Origin of the sequence: Pseudomonas lactis (assembly GCF_001439845.1) — a bacterium.
Taxonomy (GTDB): Bacteria; Pseudomonadota; Gammaproteobacteria; order Pseudomonadales; family Pseudomonadaceae; genus Aquipseudomonas; species Aquipseudomonas lactis.
The window spans coordinates 229,536-246,344 of the sequence record NZ_JYLO01000001.1 but is presented as its reverse complement, the minus strand read 5'-3'; the positions used below and the strand labels follow the sequence as shown (position 1 = coordinate 246,344).

The window sequence follows — 16,809 nt, the reverse complement described above, 5'->3', positions numbered from 1 at the left end:
AGCTGGTTATCGCACTTTGACCTGGGCCTGAACTGGGCCGTGATCATCAAGTGGCTGCCGAAGTTGGCCCAGGGCGCCACACTGACCCTGGAGCTGGTGGCAATCGCCGTGATCGCCGGCCTGCTGCTGGCGATCCCACTCGGCATCGCCCGCTCTTCGCGCCGCTGGTACGTGAGCGCCCTGCCCTACGGCTACATTTTCTTCTTTCGTGGCACGCCGCTGCTGGTGCAGTTGTTCCTGGTGTATTACGGCTTGGCGCAGTTCGACGCCGTGCGCAACAGCTTCATGTGGCCGTACCTGCGAGACCCGTTCTGGTGCGCCACCGCCACCATGACCCTGCACACCGCCGCCTATATTGCCGAGATCCTGCGCGGTGCGATCCAGGCCATTCCGCCTGGCGAAATCGAAGCGGCGCGCGCCCTGGGCATGTCCAAGCCCAAGACGCTGTTCTACATCATCCTGCCCCGCGCCTCGCGCATCGGCCTGCCGGCCTACAGCAACGAAGTGATCCTGATGCTCAAGGCCAGCGCCCTGGCCAGCACCGTGACTCTGCTGGAACTGACCGGCATGGCGCGCACCATCATTGCCCGCACCTACCTGCCGGTCGAGATCTTCTTCGCCGCCGGGCTGTTCTACCTGCTGATGGCCTACGTACTGGTACGCGGCTTCAAACTGCTGGAAAAATGGCTGCGCGTCGATGCATGCCAAGGACGTTGAGGCACGCTTCCAGGCACTGGATGCATTCCTGACCGAACACCAAGGGCTGTGGGGACCACGGCCCTTTACCCAGCTGCAGTTGCCCTGGGAAACCGTGCACCCAGCCTTATCCCAATGGCTGCGCCAGCGCTCGCTGGCCGAGGCCGAAGCCAGTCACAACCACCCCCACGACCTGCCCGCGCCCGCGCCTTTTCCACAACTGGCCGCTGACGCGCTGCGCCTCGGCACTGTGGATAAGTTGCCCACACACGCCGTTGAACCCGCTCGCCATCGCCTGAATGTCGACGTGCCCGGGCGCAAATGGCAACAGATCGAAGCCTTCGGCGCCGCGCTGACCTTTGCCCAAACGCCCGCCCACTGGCTGGACTGGTGCGCCGGCAAAGGCCACCTAGGCCGTCGCCTGCTGCAACCCGGCCAACATCTGACCTGCCTGGAATACGACCCCGCCCTGATCGCCTCCGGCCAAGCCTTGAGTGATCGCCACGGCCTGCCCGCAACCCATCATCTGCAAGACGTAATGGCGGATGTCGCGATCCAGCCCGAACACACACCCGTCGCCCTGCACGCCTGCGGCGACCTGCACGTGCGCCTGCTGCAACTGGCCAGCGCCGCCGGCTGCAAACAACTGGCATTAGCGCCCTGCTGCTACAACCGCATCACCGCCGACAGTTATCAGGCCCTTTCCGCCGCCGGGCGCGCCTCATTGCTACAGCTGTCGATTGATGACCTGGGCCTGCCCCTGAGCGAAACCGTCACCGCCGGCAACCGTGTACGCCAACAACGGGACACCTCCATGGCCCGGCGCTTGGGCTTTGACCAACTGCAACGGCAACTGCGGGGCTGCGACGACTACCTGCCAACACCCTCCCTGCCCGCCAGTTGGCTGAACAAACCCTTTGCCGACTATTGCCAGGAATTGGCAAGCCTCAAAGGCTTATCCACAGGCGAACAGGATTGGCCGGCACTTGAGGCCCACGGCTGGCAGCGCCTGGCCGAGGTGCGCAACCTGGAACTCGTGAGAGGCTTGTTTCGACGCCCATTGGAACTGTGGTTGGTGCTGGATCGGGCACTGTTTATGGTGGAACAGGGCTACAACGTCGAGGTCGGCAGCTTCTGCGAATCGTCGTTGACCCCGCGCAACTTGATGGTGCTGGCCGAGCGCCAATAAAGGGCAAAAAATCCTACACACGACCTGTGGATAACTCTGTTGATGAATTCTTTACAGAGGCCGTAGATACCGGCCCTTCACGCCAAAAGCCAATCTGGTCATTTTTTGTTCACAAAATAAAGTGCACACAAAACAGGCAGTTGCAGCGTGTTGAGAACTGCTGCACAAAATGGCTGTTTCGTGACAGCTGTTACCAACCGATTGTGCATAAGCATCTGGTGCCAGGCGCATAACGGGCGCTTTATGCGGGCTGTTTTGGCGTGTTCGACAAGGGGGTAAAGCTCGTTGGACATCTGGTTAGGAGGGGGTCTGGAACCTATTGGTCTTGATCTGCTGCGCGAGCTGGAGCCGAACTTTGCGTGTGCTTTTCAACCTGTGAAGACACGGGGGAAACGCGCTAATCGCGAGAAACCTTCGATTTTGCAAAAATAGTCAGAATTCAGGGGTTTACAGAACCTTTCCAATCGCTATAATCGTCGCCCTAACACGCCGGTATAGCTCAGTTGGTAGAGCAACTGACTTGTAATCAGTAGGTCCCGGGTTCGACTCCTGGTGCCGGCACCATATCTCGAAGCCCCGCAATGCGGGGCTTTGTAGTTTCTGCGGTTTGGAAATTAAGCACTACACTTCAGCGCACTCCGATGACGCGGTAACCTCCTATCGCCGCTCGACAGCTGCCAATTGCATCGCCCCCCCCTACCAGAAAAACACATCGCGAGTCACCAAAATATCGGACAGTTTTGTCCTTTGTGATCTGACATTTGCGACGCACATAGACCCTGCGCAAACACATAACATCGATGCGATTCAGTTTCCACATTGGATCCAATAGGACTTATCCAGCATTGAGCCTGCCTGGATAATTACTACTCCGTCGGTTGTGCCCGACATTTTTTACCGTTGCTATTGATATAAGGAAATATTAAATGAATATAGCATCCAGGAATAGAATCGCGTCGAATGCAGAGCCAGCTATATCCTGTCAAACAGCACATTTAAACTGGGAAGACCTCCGTTACTTCGTGGCGTTCTCCCAAGTGAACTCCTTGAGTGGAGCGGCGCGTGTCTTGGGCGTCGAGCATGCTACTGTTTCTCGACGTATCGCGGCGCTTGAAAAATCACTCAGTGTAAAATTAGTTGATCGTAGAAAGCGCCTGTACGAACTTACAACGGTCGGGCGCAAACTCGCAGACCTGGGAAAACAGATCGAGACTCAAACGGAGGCGATTGAACGTCTGGCTGTCGCAGCCGCGCAAACCCAGCAAGTTGTCGAGGTGACGGTCAGCGCCCCGCCTTCCGTTACCTCCGAGAAACTGATCCCCAACCTAGGACGTTTCCGGTCAACGCATCCGAACATAGTTTTGCGTCTTCTAGGCGATAGCCAGTATTCGTCTCTGTCCAAGTGCCAGACACATCTGTGCATTCGCTTCGCCAAGCCTCGCCAAATTGGCATTGTCGCGCGGCGGATAGGTTCGGCCTCCTTTTCATTCTATGGCGCCAAGACCTATCTCCAAGACCGCTCCCCCGAGCAATATGAGTTCATCGGCTACGAAGCCGAAGCCATGACACTTCCTCAAAATGACTGGCTAAAAAAAATTGTCGGGGATCGTCCATGCGTCCTCAAAGCGAAAACGGTCGAGCTGCAGGTCCGGGCAGCCGAGGCCGGCGTGGGTATTGCGCTGCTGCCCAGCTTCGCAGTGCAACATAGCTCACAGCTTTGCCGGCTTGAGCTCGCAGACCCGTTGATGGTGGACGTCTGGCTAGGGGTGCACGAAGACTTCCGTGCGATCCCCTCAATCCAGGCCGCCATGAATTACGTTGAGGCCTGCTTCTACGACAATGATTAAAGGCAACAAGCTGATCAAGCGCCCTGTGTCAGTCGGCGTTGATCCAGTATGGGAAAAAATTCACAGGCACCGGTGATTAACGCACGTTTACAAAACTACACGTATTGACGAGGATCAATACCGAACACCTCAACAGGTGCTTGCAAGACCGAACTGCAATGAGTTTCGGCTGGCTCTATATACCCAACGAAGGTCACCCCCTACAAAAAAAATAAAGGGGGGATTAACTATCTTCGGTCAAATGTGTGCCCACCTCTTAACTGCCATCAACCGCAGGAGAAATTATCATGGGGAAAGTAAAAGTTGTGGACGTCACGCTGCGTGACGGAGGATATCGCAATAATTTCAACTTCACGGACGAACAGGCCCTGGTAATAACATCAAGCTTGGCAGAGGCCGGGATTAATGTATGTGAGGTTGGTTATTGCAGGGGGTCGTTCGCGCCCAAAGTTGAGCATGGACTGACGAGCAATATAAATGCTGATTTTATTGAGCGCGTTCGCCAGGCTGGCGGTGGCCGAATCGAGCTTGCGGTGATGGTCCACCCTAAAAACGTGGGTAACGAGGATTTCGCCATGCTCAAGGAGCAGGGCGTCTCGATGATCCGAGTCTGCTTACGCCGAGAGCAGTTGACCGAAGGGCTTGCCACTCTTTCACTCGCTCGCGATTACGGTTTCAGCGTTAGTGCCAATGTCACCCATGTGACGGCACAAACGCTCAGTGCCGTCATTGACACCTCGGTGCGCGCTGAGGGCGCTGGCGCAGACATCATCTGTTTCGCAGACTCTAATGGGCACATGCTCCCAAGCGATGTTGATCGACTGATCAGTCGTCTCTCCAACCGACTGGCAGTGCCATTGGGCTTCCACGCCCATAACAATCTTTCAATGGCTCTGGCTAACGCAGCCGCTGCCATCGAATCGGGCGCCGAGTACATCGACACGTCCATATGCGGGATGGGGAAAGGGGCCGGCAACTTGCACTTGAGCATGCTCGTCGCCTATCTCGAGCGCATTGGCACTAATCATGGATTTGACCTCGTCAAGGTTCTTGAACTTTCGAACCTGACCGCGGCGTCTATCCCATTCAACAACATCCCAAGCCCTCTGCTGGACATCATTATGGGGGCGTATAACTTCCCGTTCGACAGTACAAAACGCATGCAAGAAACCGTCGAGCGCTTTCAACTGACGTCCGAGTATCGTGCTCTTGAAATCATGCATCAACAGGATCAGGTCGCACGCCTTGCACCCAGAGCCATCGCGAATGTTTACGGGCGCGACACCATGACCGCACAGGAGATAGCTGGATGAGCGACTACCTCACACGCAAGCGTATTTGTGTGCTTCCCGGTGACGGTATTGGCATCGAAGTCATGGAGGCCGCACTGCCAGTCCTTAAGGCCTTGAACCTGCCGTTCGATCTCGAGTTCGGGGACATCGGTTGGGAATGCTGGAAGCGGGAGGGCAATACCGTTCCGGATGAAACCTGGGAAAAGATCAATCAGTGCGACGCCACCTTGTTAGGCGCCATCACTAGCAAACCCCTTGCCGAAACAGAAGCAGAGCTGCCCCCTCATCTTCAGGGGCAGAACCGCCGCTATGTAAGCCCGGTGATCCAGCTAAGGCAAAACCTGGATCTTTACGCAAACGTGCGGCCGGTCACTGACATCACGGGCGAAAATCGATTCCGTTTTGTCGTCATCCGGGAAAACACTGAAGGGCTGTACGCCGGTCTGGATTATGGACGGATACCTGATCAATTCCTGCCCTTGCTGCAAGAGCGGGAAGCATTGGGCGCGCCATGGCGTCGTGAAGGGCAGGAGGACGCGACCATTTCCGTGCGCCTACAAACGCGCAGCGGGCTTGAGCGCATCTTCGAATACGCATTTGACTATGCGTCCCGGCATGGATTCGACCGGGTCACCTTCGTAGACAAACCCATGGTACTTCGTCACAGCAGCGCTTTCACTCGAGGTGTATTTGAAAGTGTCGCCCAGGGATACCCTGGCATTGAGGGCGTAATCGAGAACGTGGACGCAGTAGCGCTTTGGATGGTGCAACGCCCGGAGCGTTTCTCCGTTGTAGTGGCTGAGAATATGTTCGGCGATATCCTTTCTGATCTCGGCGCAGGCGTCATGGGTGGCCTGGGTTTCGCCCCGAGTGGGAACTTCGGAAAGCTGGGCGCATATTTCGAGCCGGTCCACGGCAGCGCTCCGGCCCATGCAGGGCTCAACAAAGCCAATCCCAGCGCGATGTTCATGACCATCGCTCTGATGCTCGAGCATCTGGGTTATCCGCAGGAAGCACAATACGTGACGGCGGCGGTCAGCCGGGTGGCGCGTTCAAGCGTGCGCACCTATGACATGGGGGGGTCGCACTCCACCGCGCAGGTTGGCGAAGCCATTATTGGAGAATGCGTTTCCATGGCCGCGCTGAACTGGGCCCAACCTTGCGTTCCAACCTCACCCCTGGGAGCAACACATGCCCAAGCTCTTTGAATCGGTCCAACTCTCTCAAGCATTGCTGGACGAATGCGAACAATTGGATACCGCGTCACTGTCCGATGCCCTGGACAGCCTTGGCGTTTCTGGCGGCCTTCTGGGCATCACCACCCAAGTTCCTGGTAGTCGCTGCGTGGGCATTGCTTTTACCGTCCAGTATGAGCCGGTCGGAGATTCTCATGGGTTCAAAAATGCGGCCAATTATATTGATCAGGTCCCGCCTGGAGCCGTGATCGTCAGCTCCAATGCGGGGCGCCAAGACTGCACGGTATGGGGCGATATCATGACGCACTTCGCCGTGGCCAGAGGCATAAAAGGCACTGTAATTGATGGAGTGGCCAGGGACATCGATACCGTCGTCAAGCTGGGGTATCCCCTGTTCAGCCGCGGACGGTTCATGCAGTCCGCAAAAAACCGGACTCAGCTCAAAGCGGTGCAGGTCTCGCTTGAGATCGGTGGCGTCACCGTCAATCCTGGAGACCTGCTGGTCTGCGATGGCAGCGGCTGCCTTGTCATTGCGCAGCATATAGCGGCCGAAGTTATTCGCCGTGCGCGTGCCGTAGAACACACCGAACGCCAGATTATCGGAGCGATAACCGCGGGGGCCTCATTAGAGGAGGCTCGCAAGACCTACCGCTACGACCAGCCTTGGTTGGGTGCTGCTCAGAAGGTAGAAGCGGAGTTAGCCCAATGAGCCTTTCGCATGAGCTATCCGCCAGCGCCAGGGTCTTGAGCACGCCGTTGAAACCGCACTGCTTCACAGACAAGGGTTCAGTCACTCAAGAGTTCAAGAAAGCGATGCGTCGCCTGACCTCCACGGTCACTCTTATTGCGACTGAACATGAGGGCGCACCTTTTGGGATGGCTGCAACCGCCGTAACGTCGGTGTGTACAGACCCTTCCTCCATCCTTGTCTGCATTAATCACGGGGCAAGCATGTACAGGCCTCTGATTGGTCATGGAAGGTTTTCGGTGAACTTGCTTCGGGTTGGCCAAGAGGACTTGGTGAAGGTTTTTGGTGGCGCAGTCACCGGCCCTGCCCGGTTCGAGACAGCCGACTGGCAACACTCCAACGGCCTACCGTATCTGCCCAGTGCCCAGGCTTCTCTTTTCTGCACCGTTGCCCAACGCATGAGCCATGGAACCCACGAAATAATCATCGGTCACGTCGACGACCTTGTCGTGGCGCAAGACATCACTCCACTGCTCTGGCAGGACGGGAAACCCACAGGTTCCATACCTGTAATGCCTTGAACACGCGTTTTTCACTATTGGAAGATAATCATGAAAATGGAATTGTTTGATCCTCAATCTGTTTCCGATGACACCGCGATTTATCTCGTGAATGTGGTGCATGTTGAAGAAGGCGCGCAGGACCTCGCGGTGGAAATACTGGAGGACACGGTCAACTATGTTGCGCGAACGTACAGTGCCTTTCAGTGGAGCCGTTTGATGAAGAGCACAGACGGCAAGACGGTCATCAACCAGGCTCAGTGGAGCGATCGTGGGCAGTTCGAATCGCTTTTCATCGACGAAGAGTTTTTATCACGTTATTCGCGCTTGAAAGAAACCGGTACCTGGGAATATCACTTGTACACCGTCGCCACCTACATCACCCCTGCCACCGCCCGCGAAACTGTCGGCTAACTGCAATCGCATGCGCAGCGCTTGGCGCTGCGCAATACCCAAGCCTATTCAATATTCGATCAAGGAAGAAGTTATGGCCGCAATCCGTTCAGCATTGACAACCTTCTTGGGCATCCAGCACCCACTGGTCCTCGCACCGATGGGAGGTGCATCAGGAGGACACCTGGCAGCCGCCGTTTCAAACGCAGGGGGGCTAGGCCTGGTGGGAGCAAGCTACGGAGATCCTGACTGGATGGTTCAACAGTTGTCGCTCATGCAGGATTTGAACAAGCCCTGGGGCGTCGGGCTGGTCATGTTCACGGTGGCGAAACGTTTCGAGCTACTGCATTTGGCACTGGAGTTCGGCCCGCAGGTTGTAGCGCTGTCCTTTGGTGACGCTCGTCCATTTATCGAGCCCATTCATCAAGCGAACGCCAAAGTCATCGTGCAAGTACATGACGTTGACCAGGCGTTATACGCTCTCGACGCCGGTGCCGATGCATTGATCGTGCAGGGTGCAGAAGCTGGGGGGCACAGCTTGCGCAGATCCTCCATGCCTTTGTTCCCGGCAGTTCGCGATGCCGTGGGCGAGAGCGTAATCCTGATCGGAACAGGTGGGATAGCTGATGGCCGAGGAATGGCCGCCGCCATGGCACTCGGAATGGACGGGGTAATGATGGGAACGCGATTCCTGGCCTGCGACGAAGCGCTTCCCTCTGAGCGTGTGAAAAACAGGCTGCTCCACGCCGTCGCAAGCGACACCGTCAGAACTCGCATCTTTGATGATGTGCGCGGAATATCTTGGCCCGCAGAGTACAGCGGTCGGGCGATCGCGAACCAGTTTTCCGAGTCGTGGGTTGGTAACGAGCAGGCGTTCTCGCTGGCCCTTGATGAGTTGCGGCCCCAGTACGAACGGGCACTGGCAACAGACGACGTAGGGACTAAAGCGATCTGGGCAGGCGAGGTGGCCGATCTGATCAAGGACGTACAGCCGGCGCGCTCGATAGTCGAGGCCACCCTCAAGGGCTATGCCGATACTGTCGCCAAGCTGGGACGCACCCTCTAAACGGACTCACGGGGCACAACCGGCCTGCTTGTAAAAGTAGGCTTTGTTATTTCTGCAGGAGCGAAACAATGAACCAGGACGTGCAATTCAAAGTGTATGGGCAAGGAAAACAGTGCGTTTTTGTACTTTCCCCCGTCATGCCCACATGGGACGAGGGCGCCTTTATCGCGCCGCTGACAGGTCATTTTCTCAGCGCAGGCTATCGGGTGGTGGTGTTTGATTCGCTCTCGATACCCGTTGCCTGCGATGAGACGCTGAACACTTTCAGTGAGCGTTGGGCTGAGTTGCTGCAACCCTGGGGCATACCCGACGTGCTTGTCGGTGTCGCCTTGGGCGGCGCGCTGGCGCTGGAACTGGTCCGTACCTCCTCGCTTGCGTCAACGGCGGCTCTGTTGCTGCTCTCTTCCCCAGCCAAAGCCGACGCTATATTGGATGCCAGGCTTGGAAGAATGGCGGAACTTGCACAGCTTGGCCACGTTGAAGAGGCCAAGCGTCTGCTGGATGCACTCGTCCTACCCGAAGGCAAACACCCCCAGCAAAGTCCAGAAACCCAAAACAGTGTTGATCTTGAAATACAGGGGCAGCGCCTCTCAGGTGGTTTTGGGTTGTTAGCCGGTATCGATCTCAGTCACAGTCTACTGGCATACCAAGGAAGGGTTCTGAGCGTTTTTGGCGAGCGCTCCCAACTTGTCAACCAACCGCACGTGGTACGCACCTCTGGACCCCACCAACGCACACTGTGCATAAGAGCGGGAGGCATGCGGCCGTTGGCTGACGATCTCGATTCGGTTGTGAACGCTATCGACACTTTTCTTATACCTCGCTCGGAACACGCGGCATGAACGCGCTCAAAGACACCAGCCATTCCCTGAACTTTATCGACCTGCACTACCACGCGAACCCGGACGCGTTCGTTCGCCGCCATGGCGCAATAGATGCCGGAAAACTGTACGCAGCGGCCAACGGCCGGGTGGTATTGAAAAACCACTTGGGCTGCACTGCCGCGCAGGCCTGGGAAGCGCGCTCACAGGGTTTCCCTGTCAGTGGTTCCTTGGTTTTGAATGAGATTGCAGGCGGTGTGGACTTCAGGGTGGTGGAGCGTAGCCTGTGCATGCGCGGCGACGAACCGGGACGCTTCATTGTGCACTTCCCGACGGTGACAGGACGAAAGCACACCAGTACCCTCGCGCGAAATGTCAGCCATCCATTGTTGGTAAGTAAACCCATCAAGCCTCTGCGCGTCACAACAGACGCCGGGCGCTTGACGCCCCAGGCCCTGGACATACTCAAGATGGCGTGTGATTACCCCCTGGTCATTTCTACCGGCCACGCTGACGCTCGCGAGGTACGTGCTCTGGTAGATGAATCTGTTCGATTGGGCGTGCCGCGCCTGATGCTCAACCAGCCGGCCAATCCATTGACTGATTTGAAGGCTGCCGAGCTTTTGGAGATCGCCACGGCTCCTAACGTATTCATTGAGCAGACCGCCCTCACCTATCTTTTAGGCTATCAACAAGAAGACGACTTTCGCGAGGTGCTATCGACCGTCCCCAATGTTGTCTACAGCTCAGATTTGGGCCAAACGAGCCAGATGGACGTCAACGACTGGCTCGAACAAAGCCAGCGGTGGTTTGACACGTTTGAGCTGGATAACGCTCGCCGCGTGCAAGTGACCCTTGCCAATCCGCAGAAAATGTTGGAGCTCTAAACGGGAGTTGGGCCCCCAGGTGCATTCGCCTGGGGGCCAGCGATCACACCATTTCCACAGCTTCGCGCGCCTCGTTGAGCACGGGCGATGCATCACTGAGGAACGGCTCGCGCAAACCTGCCGCTTCCATGAGCGGTTGAACGCCCGCTACGAAGTCCTTGATGCCTTGGTGGTAGTCCAACCAGGTGAGAGCGATGCCATCAATGCCCCAGTCTGAATATTTCTTGAAGAGCTCTACAATCTGTTCTGGCGTGCCCACTAACGGTACGCCGGCAAAACCGGCCTTGAAGTGGAAACGGAACCGAACCGCATCCTCGGGAGTGAAAATCCCGGTCTGAATGCCCAACTCGGTCGTGATGATGTCACATCCTTCATCGTCGCCCATTTGGTTGGCGTAATAATCCAGGTACGCCTCAGCTTCTTCCTGAGTGTCTTTTTGAACAACGTAGCCATAGCACCAGATCTTGAGGTCTCTGCCGAACTCATTTTTGGCCAGATCCTTGTAGGACGCGATCTGTTCACGCACCGCCGCTTCGCCATCCAAATGCTTGATGATCAAGAACGCAGCATCACAATGTTCTGCACAAAACCTTTTTCCACGTGGGGAGCCGCCAGCGTTGATAAGGTAAGGCTTGTTGAGTGGCTGTGGCTGAGAGATCGCGTCGCAGATCGTGAAGTACTCACCTTTGAAATCAAAAGGCGTCTGCTGCTGCCAGGCGTTCTGCGCGATGTGCAACCATTCCTCAGCGTAGTCATATCGCTTGTCGTGTTCCATCATGTGACCGCTGAACATCCTCATCTCAGCGCCGTACCAGCCACACAAAATATTCAGGCCAAATCGTCCGCCGCTGATGTGGTCAATCGTAACCGCCTGTTTGGCGGCAAACAGAGGGTGCACAGTGGGTAAGTGCGAGGTGGTGAACACTGCGATCTGATCGGTCAATGCGGCAATGCCCGCCGCCCAAGTGTAAGTTTCGTAACACACGCCACCGGTGTTGTTGGCACCACCAAAGCCTTTCCAACGGCCTACCGGAATGAACGCTTCAAACCCTGCCCGGTCCGCGTCTTTTGCAATTTCCAGATTGCCCGCCCAGTCATCCCCGCGAATCCGCTCGGGCGCATTCGTCACCGTACAGCCGCCCTCGGTGTTCGTAGAAAATACCCCTAGTTGCATCTTGTTACGACTGACACGCATTGGATTAGGTTTTACAGGGGTGGACTTTGTCGTGCGCATGATGACCTCCCAGGTCGTCAGTAGTGGTGAACTTCTTGCTTATTTCTCGCAACAAACCAGGCGGCGAGCAGGGCACAGCTAGCGAGCAGACCCGCCAGCGTATAAGCGCCGAAGGCCAAGTCAGTTCGATCGATCAGGAAACCTGTTGCTACAGGCAGCAGACCTGCAGGGACATAGCCCCCCATATTGAGCAATGCGTTAGCCTGCGCTCGCTTGTTGTCCGATATCCTTAACGCGATTAACGTCAATCCTCCCAACTGCCCCAGCCCCTGACCCGCACCCGCTAGCAAGGCGGCGATAATCAGGACGACGGGAGAGGAAATCGCTATCGCAGTGCAGATACCCAGCATCGAGAAGAAGGTCGCAGTGGCACTGAAATAGAAGATATGTTCCACAGTGCGTCGGCGCAGCGCCATCTGGACGACGAAAGCCGAGATGAACATTAGAAACGCAGTGGCTCCTGCCATCAGCGGCGTCTTGATGTTAAGCAGACTTGCCAATAGCGATGGCCCTAACGACAAGACAAATGAGGTTGCTGTAATGCCAGGACCGAACAGCGCGATTCCTAACAGTATGTGAAGGCGATGATGTCGCTCGACCGAAGGGAACTTCCATTTTGCATGGCCTATTGGCTGGGCCTTATTGGCTTCGTCTGGCATCGTCCAGGCGATCAGGAAAGCGAGTGCAAGTATCCCTAGCTCCAAGGTAAACACCTTTTCGATCGGCTGACTTGCAAACGTGGCAAAGCTGCCAGCCAGCAAGGGCCCGAGACCTGCTCCCAGCACCATTGACATCGAGGCCACTAGCGAAGATAACCTTCGCCGCGGTAGACCTCCTTGATCCACCACACTTGCCATCCCCGCCGAGACAATGATCCCTACGGCAATACCTGTAAGCAGCCTTGCGAACAGCAAACTCTCCACCGATTCGGCGGACTTGAATAACCATGCAGCCGACATCGCGCAGACCAGGCCCGGCAGGAGTACCACCCTGCGCCCGTAGCGGTCAGAGACTTGCCCGGCAACCAGCAAACTGAGCAATAGCCCCAGAATATAGGCCGCGAATATTAACGTGAGGGTCGAAGATGCAAACCCGAGTTGCCCCTGCCACACGACATAGAGCGGGGTCGCGGTATTGGACAGAATAAACACCGACACCACCATCCAACCTGCCAGCCACATACGTAGCGGACTGCGTGGGACAACCATGCTTTGATTCAACAAGTCCTGAGCTGACGGCGCGTTTTGTTCAGACAAGGTTTGCTCCCTGGGCTGGAAAATGCGGCAGCACATATTCTGCTAGCTCCTGTAAGACATCTTTGGCAGGGCGACGTAACGGCTTCAGGTTCAATGCGACATGTGAAACACCTTGCGCTTGTTGTCGCTCCCACAAATCAATAAGCGCATTGCGTCCGGTGCTTATGCCTCGCCCCACCTTCAACGGAGCGTCGGGATTTTCTTCCAGATTGAAGAATGTCGCATAACCATATGGCTTGAACGTTCCTGGCGCAGAACAAGACCTCCACTGCTCAATCAAATTGGGCAGGCTGCCAAAGTCACTCTGGTGCCAGAGCCATCCATCCATATTCGACGCCAACCACTTCATGTCTTGACCACAACGGCCAACGGCAAGCATCGGCATTGCCGTAGACCAGGGCTTTGGAAGCAAATCCAGGGTGCCGTCGAGCCTGCCATAGTGGCAAAACTCGTACGTGGGAAACGCCTGTTGGGTCGCTATACGCAGCACTTCGCAACCCTCCCTGAAACGCTCTGCACGATTGTCGAACTCCCGGCTGAACGCTGGGTATTCGCTGGGCCGATCACCCGTTGAGAGCCCAAGCAGAAAGCGCCCCTGCAGTAACACATCAAGGGTCGCGGCTTGCTTGGCAACCATCAAGGGATCGCGCAACGTCAACACCACGCCGGCAGTGCCGATGCAGATACGTCTAGTAACCACGCCTAAGTGAGCGGCGTACACCAGCGGATCGAACATCTGCCCCGCGTCCCCGAACTCCGGGTCCAGCAAGGGCACGTCGCGCAGCCATATCGCGGAGAAACCCGCGATGTCGGCTTGGCGCGCCAGATCGACATGATCCTGCATGGTGGGTGCCATGCGATCGGGATACCCTTCCAGCGGCGCGATCAGCCCAAACGTAAGATGGCCAGGCGCAAACACACGTGAAAACGCAGGGTGAGTTCGATTGGAATCGTCGCTCGTTTGCATCTGGCCAATCATTCGCCGTCACCCACGATCACCGGGCGGACTGCTTCCGCCGGCTGATGATCATGCGCGCTGACTCGACCCAGTGTTGCGTACACAGCAATGGCCGTCAGCACGCTACCAGCCCCAAGGATGAACAGCAGGTGCCGAAACCCTTTCGCATACTCGAGGCGCAACAGCTCCGACTGCCCTGGCAGCTGATTACCTGCGCTGTGCAGATCGCCGAGCGCTGCCCGGCTGGAGGCTCCCATAATCTGATCCACAGCAAAATGGGTAGCGGCGTCGAACAGCCCCCATTGAATAAACGTCGCCAGCAACGCACCAGCGATGGCGATCGCTATTCCGTCGGCGGACACACGAACAGCGTTGAAAATGCCAGTCGCCATTCCCGCACGTTCTTTCTCCACCACGCTGACGGCCATCCCATCCATCAACCCCCAAGGCAGGCCAATGCCGATACCGATCAGCGCCATGGGCATCACTGCATTGCTGGCGCCGCTATCCAGCACAACACCCAGCCAGAACAGCCCGGCAGCCACCAACACCAGCCCGACTGCCGAGAGCATCCCTGAGGTGTAGTGACGCGCGAGCTGGGCCGCTAGAAACGGTACAAACAACAACGGCGCAGCCAACGCAATCATCATTTTTCCGGTTTGCAGGGCACTGAGTCCATCGACCCCGATAAATCGTGCCGGCAGCATGATAATGAGCACGACAAAAAAGAACGCCGGGCTGGCTGCAAGAATCTGCACGCCTACGAATTTGGCTTGTTTGAACAATGAAAGGTCGAGCATCGGGCTACTGACACGACGCTCAATCGCCACGAAGATCATGAACAGAACGATCGCGCCAGCGACACAGCCCAACACGATGGGACTGGCCCAACCATCCTCTGGCGCGAGAAGGACGCCATAGGTAAACAACGTCAATGCGGCCGTAAAGCTCAGAGCTCCCGGCCAATCCATACCGTTGTTAACCGGATCTTTAGAGTCCGTCGCACTCACGCACACGAGCACGAAGCCCGCGATGCCTATCAATGCAGTAGCATGGAACGTCCACTTCCAACCTGCCGAGTCGACTAATACTCCCGCGGCCAGCGGGCCGAAGGCTAGCCCAATGCCGAACGTCGTACCGAGCAGACTGAATACTTTGGTGCGCTCTGCGCCGTGGAACACCTGGGCCAATGACGACATGGCGCCAGCGAACGCCGCTGCTCCGCCCAACCCCTGCACAAGGCGCAGGATGTCGATCTGCAAAACAGTCGAAGAAAAGGGAATAGCGACGGTAGACAACACGAAGATGACCAGGCCAATCAGCCATACCCGCTTGCGTCCATAGATATCCGTCAGGCTCCCCGCCGCCATCATGGCGCTGCCATAAGTAAGGATATAAGCGTTGACCACCCAACTGAGCTCTACAGCAGATCCACCCATGGCAGCACTGATGGAAGAGAGCACTACGGCTGGCCCGGTAAAGCAAAGCGGAATGAGTACGCCTGTGAGGCAAGCTGCGAAAAGCTGCAGCCACTTCAATAACGGGGGAGCCGTCTGAGCGCTGTGTGTTGAGTTCATCTGAATGGTTCCTTCATTGATATGCGCAGGTGTCGGTCCTTCGCGCACAGTTGTCTGCGGTGATCGGCCCATCCAAAGGTTAGGGCTTGCGTCTGCAAACAAAAACAGGCCTATAATCCGAACATATCGGACTCTTGTGTCCGCAGTGAGGGCCATCCGTTGGAGTCGCTTGGCAGCATTTCATTATTTGTATTGGTGGCTGAGACTCGAAGCTTTACCCAGGCAGGGAAACGATTGGGCATCTCTTCGTCGGGCGTCGGTAAAAGTATCGGTCGGCTGGAGGACAGGCTCGGGGTACGTCTTTTCCAGCGCAACACGCGAAGCATCGCCCTGACGCTGGAAGGCTCACTGTTTCTTGAACGCTGTCGACGAATACTTTCAGAGCTTGAAGCTGCAGAAATGGAGCTGAGCAACGCACGTGAAAAACCGAGGGGCAAATTGCGAATCAGCCTGCCTCTCGTCAGCGGCCTCGTCATGCCGGCAATCATTCAGTTCATGCGCACCTACCCGGAAATAGAACTCGACATCGACTTTTCTGATCGCATGGTCGACGTTATCGAGGAAGGTTTTGACGCCGTGTTACGCACAGGCGAGCCCACTGATTCGCGGCTGATTTCTAAACGGCTGGGGGGCTTCCAGCTGCAGATTGTGGCGTCTGCAGCCTATCTCGCAGCGTATGGAGTACCCAAACGCCCAGCGGATCTGGCCATGCATTCATGCCTGCTGCACAAGTTTCCTTCGACGGGAAAAGTGGAACCTTGGCCTTTACGCGTTGCGGCTGGAGAGCCGGATTTCGAGCTGCCTCAAACAATGGTGTGCAACACGACTGAAGTGATTGTCGATGTGGCTCGTTCAGGTTTGGGCGTTGCCTGCCTGCCTGATTTCATGACGACCCAATCCATCAAGAACGGCGAATTGGTGCAAGTGCTGACGGACTATACGGTTCATACCGGAGTCTTTCGGCTTGTATGGCCTTCCAGCAAACACCTTTCACTGAGGCTGCGAGTCTTCATAGACTTTATGCACAGTCAGCTATTTAACAGCGCCTTGAACGAATAATAAGCGGGTGGCGTATGTGCACCTCCAGGTCACCCGCTTAGCCGGCGCGCAATAAAAAACCCCGAACCAGTCGGGGTTTTTATTGCCTGG

16 protein-coding genes and 1 tRNA gene are annotated in these 16,809 nt (G+C 56.5%); 13 read left to right on the top strand and 4 right to left on the bottom strand.

Annotation, left to right across the window (positions count from 1 at the left end; genetic code table 11):
- The first annotated feature begins 27 nt into the window (after nt 1-27).
- The 12 genes from TX24_RS01000 to TX24_RS00945 all read left to right on the top strand — a co-directional run bounded on the left by TX24_RS01000 (nt 28) and on the right by TX24_RS00945 (nt 10,635).
- Entirely contained in the window at nt 28-717 is a 690-nt protein-coding gene (locus tag TX24_RS01000; protein ID WP_032803763.1) for an ABC transporter permease, read from the top strand.
- A complete protein-coding gene (locus TX24_RS00995) occupies nt 698-1,885 on the top strand; it encodes a methyltransferase (RefSeq protein ID WP_057709555.1) in 1,188 nt (395 codons plus the stop codon). The genes TX24_RS01000 and TX24_RS00995 overlap by 20 nt, the downstream gene beginning before the upstream one ends.
- Before the next feature lie 488 nt (nt 1,886-2,373).
- Nucleotides 2,374-2,449, top strand: a tRNA-Thr gene (locus tag TX24_RS00990).
- 362 nt (nt 2,450-2,811) lie between these two features.
- Entirely contained in the window at nt 2,812-3,732 is a 921-nt protein-coding gene (locus TX24_RS00985) for a LysR family transcriptional regulator (protein WP_087149706.1), read from the top strand.
- 287 nt (nt 3,733-4,019) lie between these two features.
- Nucleotides 4,020-5,045, top strand: a complete 1,026-nt coding sequence (locus TX24_RS00980; protein WP_034134679.1) for a beta/alpha barrel domain-containing protein — start codon at nt 4,020-4,022, stop codon at nt 5,043-5,045.
- Complete coding sequence (locus tag TX24_RS00975) at nt 5,042-6,232, top strand: isocitrate/isopropylmalate dehydrogenase family protein (RefSeq protein WP_034134678.1); 1,191 nt, start codon at nt 5,042-5,044, stop codon at nt 6,230-6,232. Before TX24_RS00980 ends, TX24_RS00975 begins: the two co-directional genes overlap by 4 nt.
- Nucleotides 6,216-6,929, top strand: coding sequence for an RraA family protein (locus TX24_RS00970; protein ID WP_003187741.1), 714 nt, complete (start codon nt 6,216-6,218; stop codon nt 6,927-6,929). The genes TX24_RS00975 and TX24_RS00970 overlap by 17 nt, the downstream gene beginning before the upstream one ends.
- Before the next feature lie 104 nt (nt 6,930-7,033).
- The gene (locus TX24_RS00965; RefSeq protein WP_223816913.1) at nt 7,034-7,489 is read left to right on the top strand and encodes a flavin reductase family protein; all 456 of its coding nucleotides are present in this window, start codon (nt 7,034-7,036) and stop codon (nt 7,487-7,489) included.
- Nucleotides 7,490-7,519: 30 nt separating this feature from the next.
- Entirely contained in the window at nt 7,520-7,882 is a 363-nt protein-coding gene (locus tag TX24_RS00960) for a hypothetical protein (RefSeq protein WP_003187739.1), read from the top strand.
- A 73-nt stretch (nt 7,883-7,955) separates the two neighbouring features.
- Nucleotides 7,956-8,927 (top strand): NAD(P)H-dependent flavin oxidoreductase, encoded by a 972-nt coding sequence (locus tag TX24_RS00955; protein ID WP_003187738.1) that lies wholly within the window; start codon nt 7,956-7,958, stop codon nt 8,925-8,927.
- A gap of 68 nt (nt 8,928-8,995) precedes the next feature.
- A complete protein-coding gene (locus TX24_RS00950) occupies nt 8,996-9,769 on the top strand; it encodes an alpha/beta fold hydrolase (protein WP_003187736.1) in 774 nt (257 codons plus the stop codon).
- Nucleotides 9,766-10,635 (top strand): DUF6282 family protein, encoded by an 870-nt coding sequence (locus TX24_RS00945; protein ID WP_034134675.1) that lies wholly within the window; start codon nt 9,766-9,768, stop codon nt 10,633-10,635. Before TX24_RS00950 ends, TX24_RS00945 begins: the two co-directional genes overlap by 4 nt.
- 43 nt (nt 10,636-10,678) lie before the next feature.
- Here the strand turns inward: TX24_RS00945 and TX24_RS00940 are convergent, their stop codons facing one another.
- Genes TX24_RS00940 through TX24_RS00925 form a run of 4 tightly spaced genes read right to left on the bottom strand, consistent with a single transcriptional unit; the run spans nt 10,679 to nt 15,660 of the window.
- Complete coding sequence (locus tag TX24_RS00940) at nt 10,679-11,869, bottom strand: LLM class flavin-dependent oxidoreductase (protein WP_003187734.1); 1,191 nt, start codon at nt 11,867-11,869, stop codon at nt 10,679-10,681.
- A 17-nt stretch (nt 11,870-11,886) separates the two neighbouring features.
- Nucleotides 11,887-13,125 carry an MFS transporter gene (locus TX24_RS00935; protein ID WP_240164833.1) on the bottom strand — a complete coding sequence of 413 codons (1,239 nt, stop codon included), beginning with the start codon at nt 13,123-13,125 and terminating at the stop codon, nt 11,887-11,889.
- A complete protein-coding gene (locus TX24_RS00930; protein WP_240164834.1) occupies nt 13,118-14,092 on the bottom strand; it encodes an LLM class oxidoreductase in 975 nt (324 codons plus the stop codon). Before TX24_RS00930 ends, TX24_RS00935 begins: the two co-directional genes overlap by 8 nt.
- An 8-nt stretch (nt 14,093-14,100) precedes the next feature.
- A complete protein-coding gene (locus TX24_RS00925) occupies nt 14,101-15,660 on the bottom strand; it encodes an MFS transporter (protein WP_057709553.1) in 1,560 nt (519 codons plus the stop codon).
- A gap of 159 nt (nt 15,661-15,819) precedes the next feature.
- Between TX24_RS00925 and TX24_RS00920 the strand changes: the two genes are divergently transcribed.
- On the top strand, nt 15,820-16,719 hold the full coding sequence (locus TX24_RS00920; RefSeq protein ID WP_003187729.1) for a LysR family transcriptional regulator: 900 nt from the start codon (nt 15,820-15,822) through the stop codon (nt 16,717-16,719).
- The last annotated feature ends 90 nt before the right edge of the window (nt 16,720-16,809 follow it).

Coding starts and splice junctions, on each gene's coding strand:
- TX24_RS00995 (WP_057709555.1), top strand. CDS start 698: ATGCATGCCAAGGACGTTGAGGCACGCTTCCAGGCACTGGATGCATTC.
- TX24_RS00985 (WP_087149706.1), top strand. CDS start 2,812: ATGAATATAGCATCCAGGAATAGAATCGCGTCGAATGCAGAGCCAGCT.
- TX24_RS00980 (WP_034134679.1), top strand. CDS start 4,020: ATGGGGAAAGTAAAAGTTGTGGACGTCACGCTGCGTGACGGAGGATAT.
- TX24_RS00975 (WP_034134678.1), top strand. CDS start 5,042: ATGAGCGACTACCTCACACGCAAGCGTATTTGTGTGCTTCCCGGTGAC.
- TX24_RS00970 (WP_003187741.1), top strand. CDS start 6,216: ATGCCCAAGCTCTTTGAATCGGTCCAACTCTCTCAAGCATTGCTGGAC.
- TX24_RS00965 (WP_223816913.1), top strand. CDS start 7,034: ATGCGTCGCCTGACCTCCACGGTCACTCTTATTGCGACTGAACATGAG.
- TX24_RS00960 (WP_003187739.1), top strand. CDS start 7,520: ATGAAAATGGAATTGTTTGATCCTCAATCTGTTTCCGATGACACCGCG.
- TX24_RS00955 (WP_003187738.1), top strand. CDS start 7,956: ATGGCCGCAATCCGTTCAGCATTGACAACCTTCTTGGGCATCCAGCAC.
- TX24_RS00950 (WP_003187736.1), top strand. CDS start 8,996: ATGAACCAGGACGTGCAATTCAAAGTGTATGGGCAAGGAAAACAGTGC.
- TX24_RS00945 (WP_034134675.1), top strand. CDS start 9,766: ATGAACGCGCTCAAAGACACCAGCCATTCCCTGAACTTTATCGACCTG.
- TX24_RS00940 (WP_003187734.1), bottom strand. CDS start 11,869: ATGCGCACGACAAAGTCCACCCCTGTAAAACCTAATCCAATGCGTGTC.
- TX24_RS00930 (WP_240164834.1), bottom strand. CDS start 14,092: ATGCAAACGAGCGACGATTCCAATCGAACTCACCCTGCGTTTTCACGT.
- TX24_RS00925 (WP_057709553.1), bottom strand. CDS start 15,660: ATGAACTCAACACACAGCGCTCAGACGGCTCCCCCGTTATTGAAGTGG.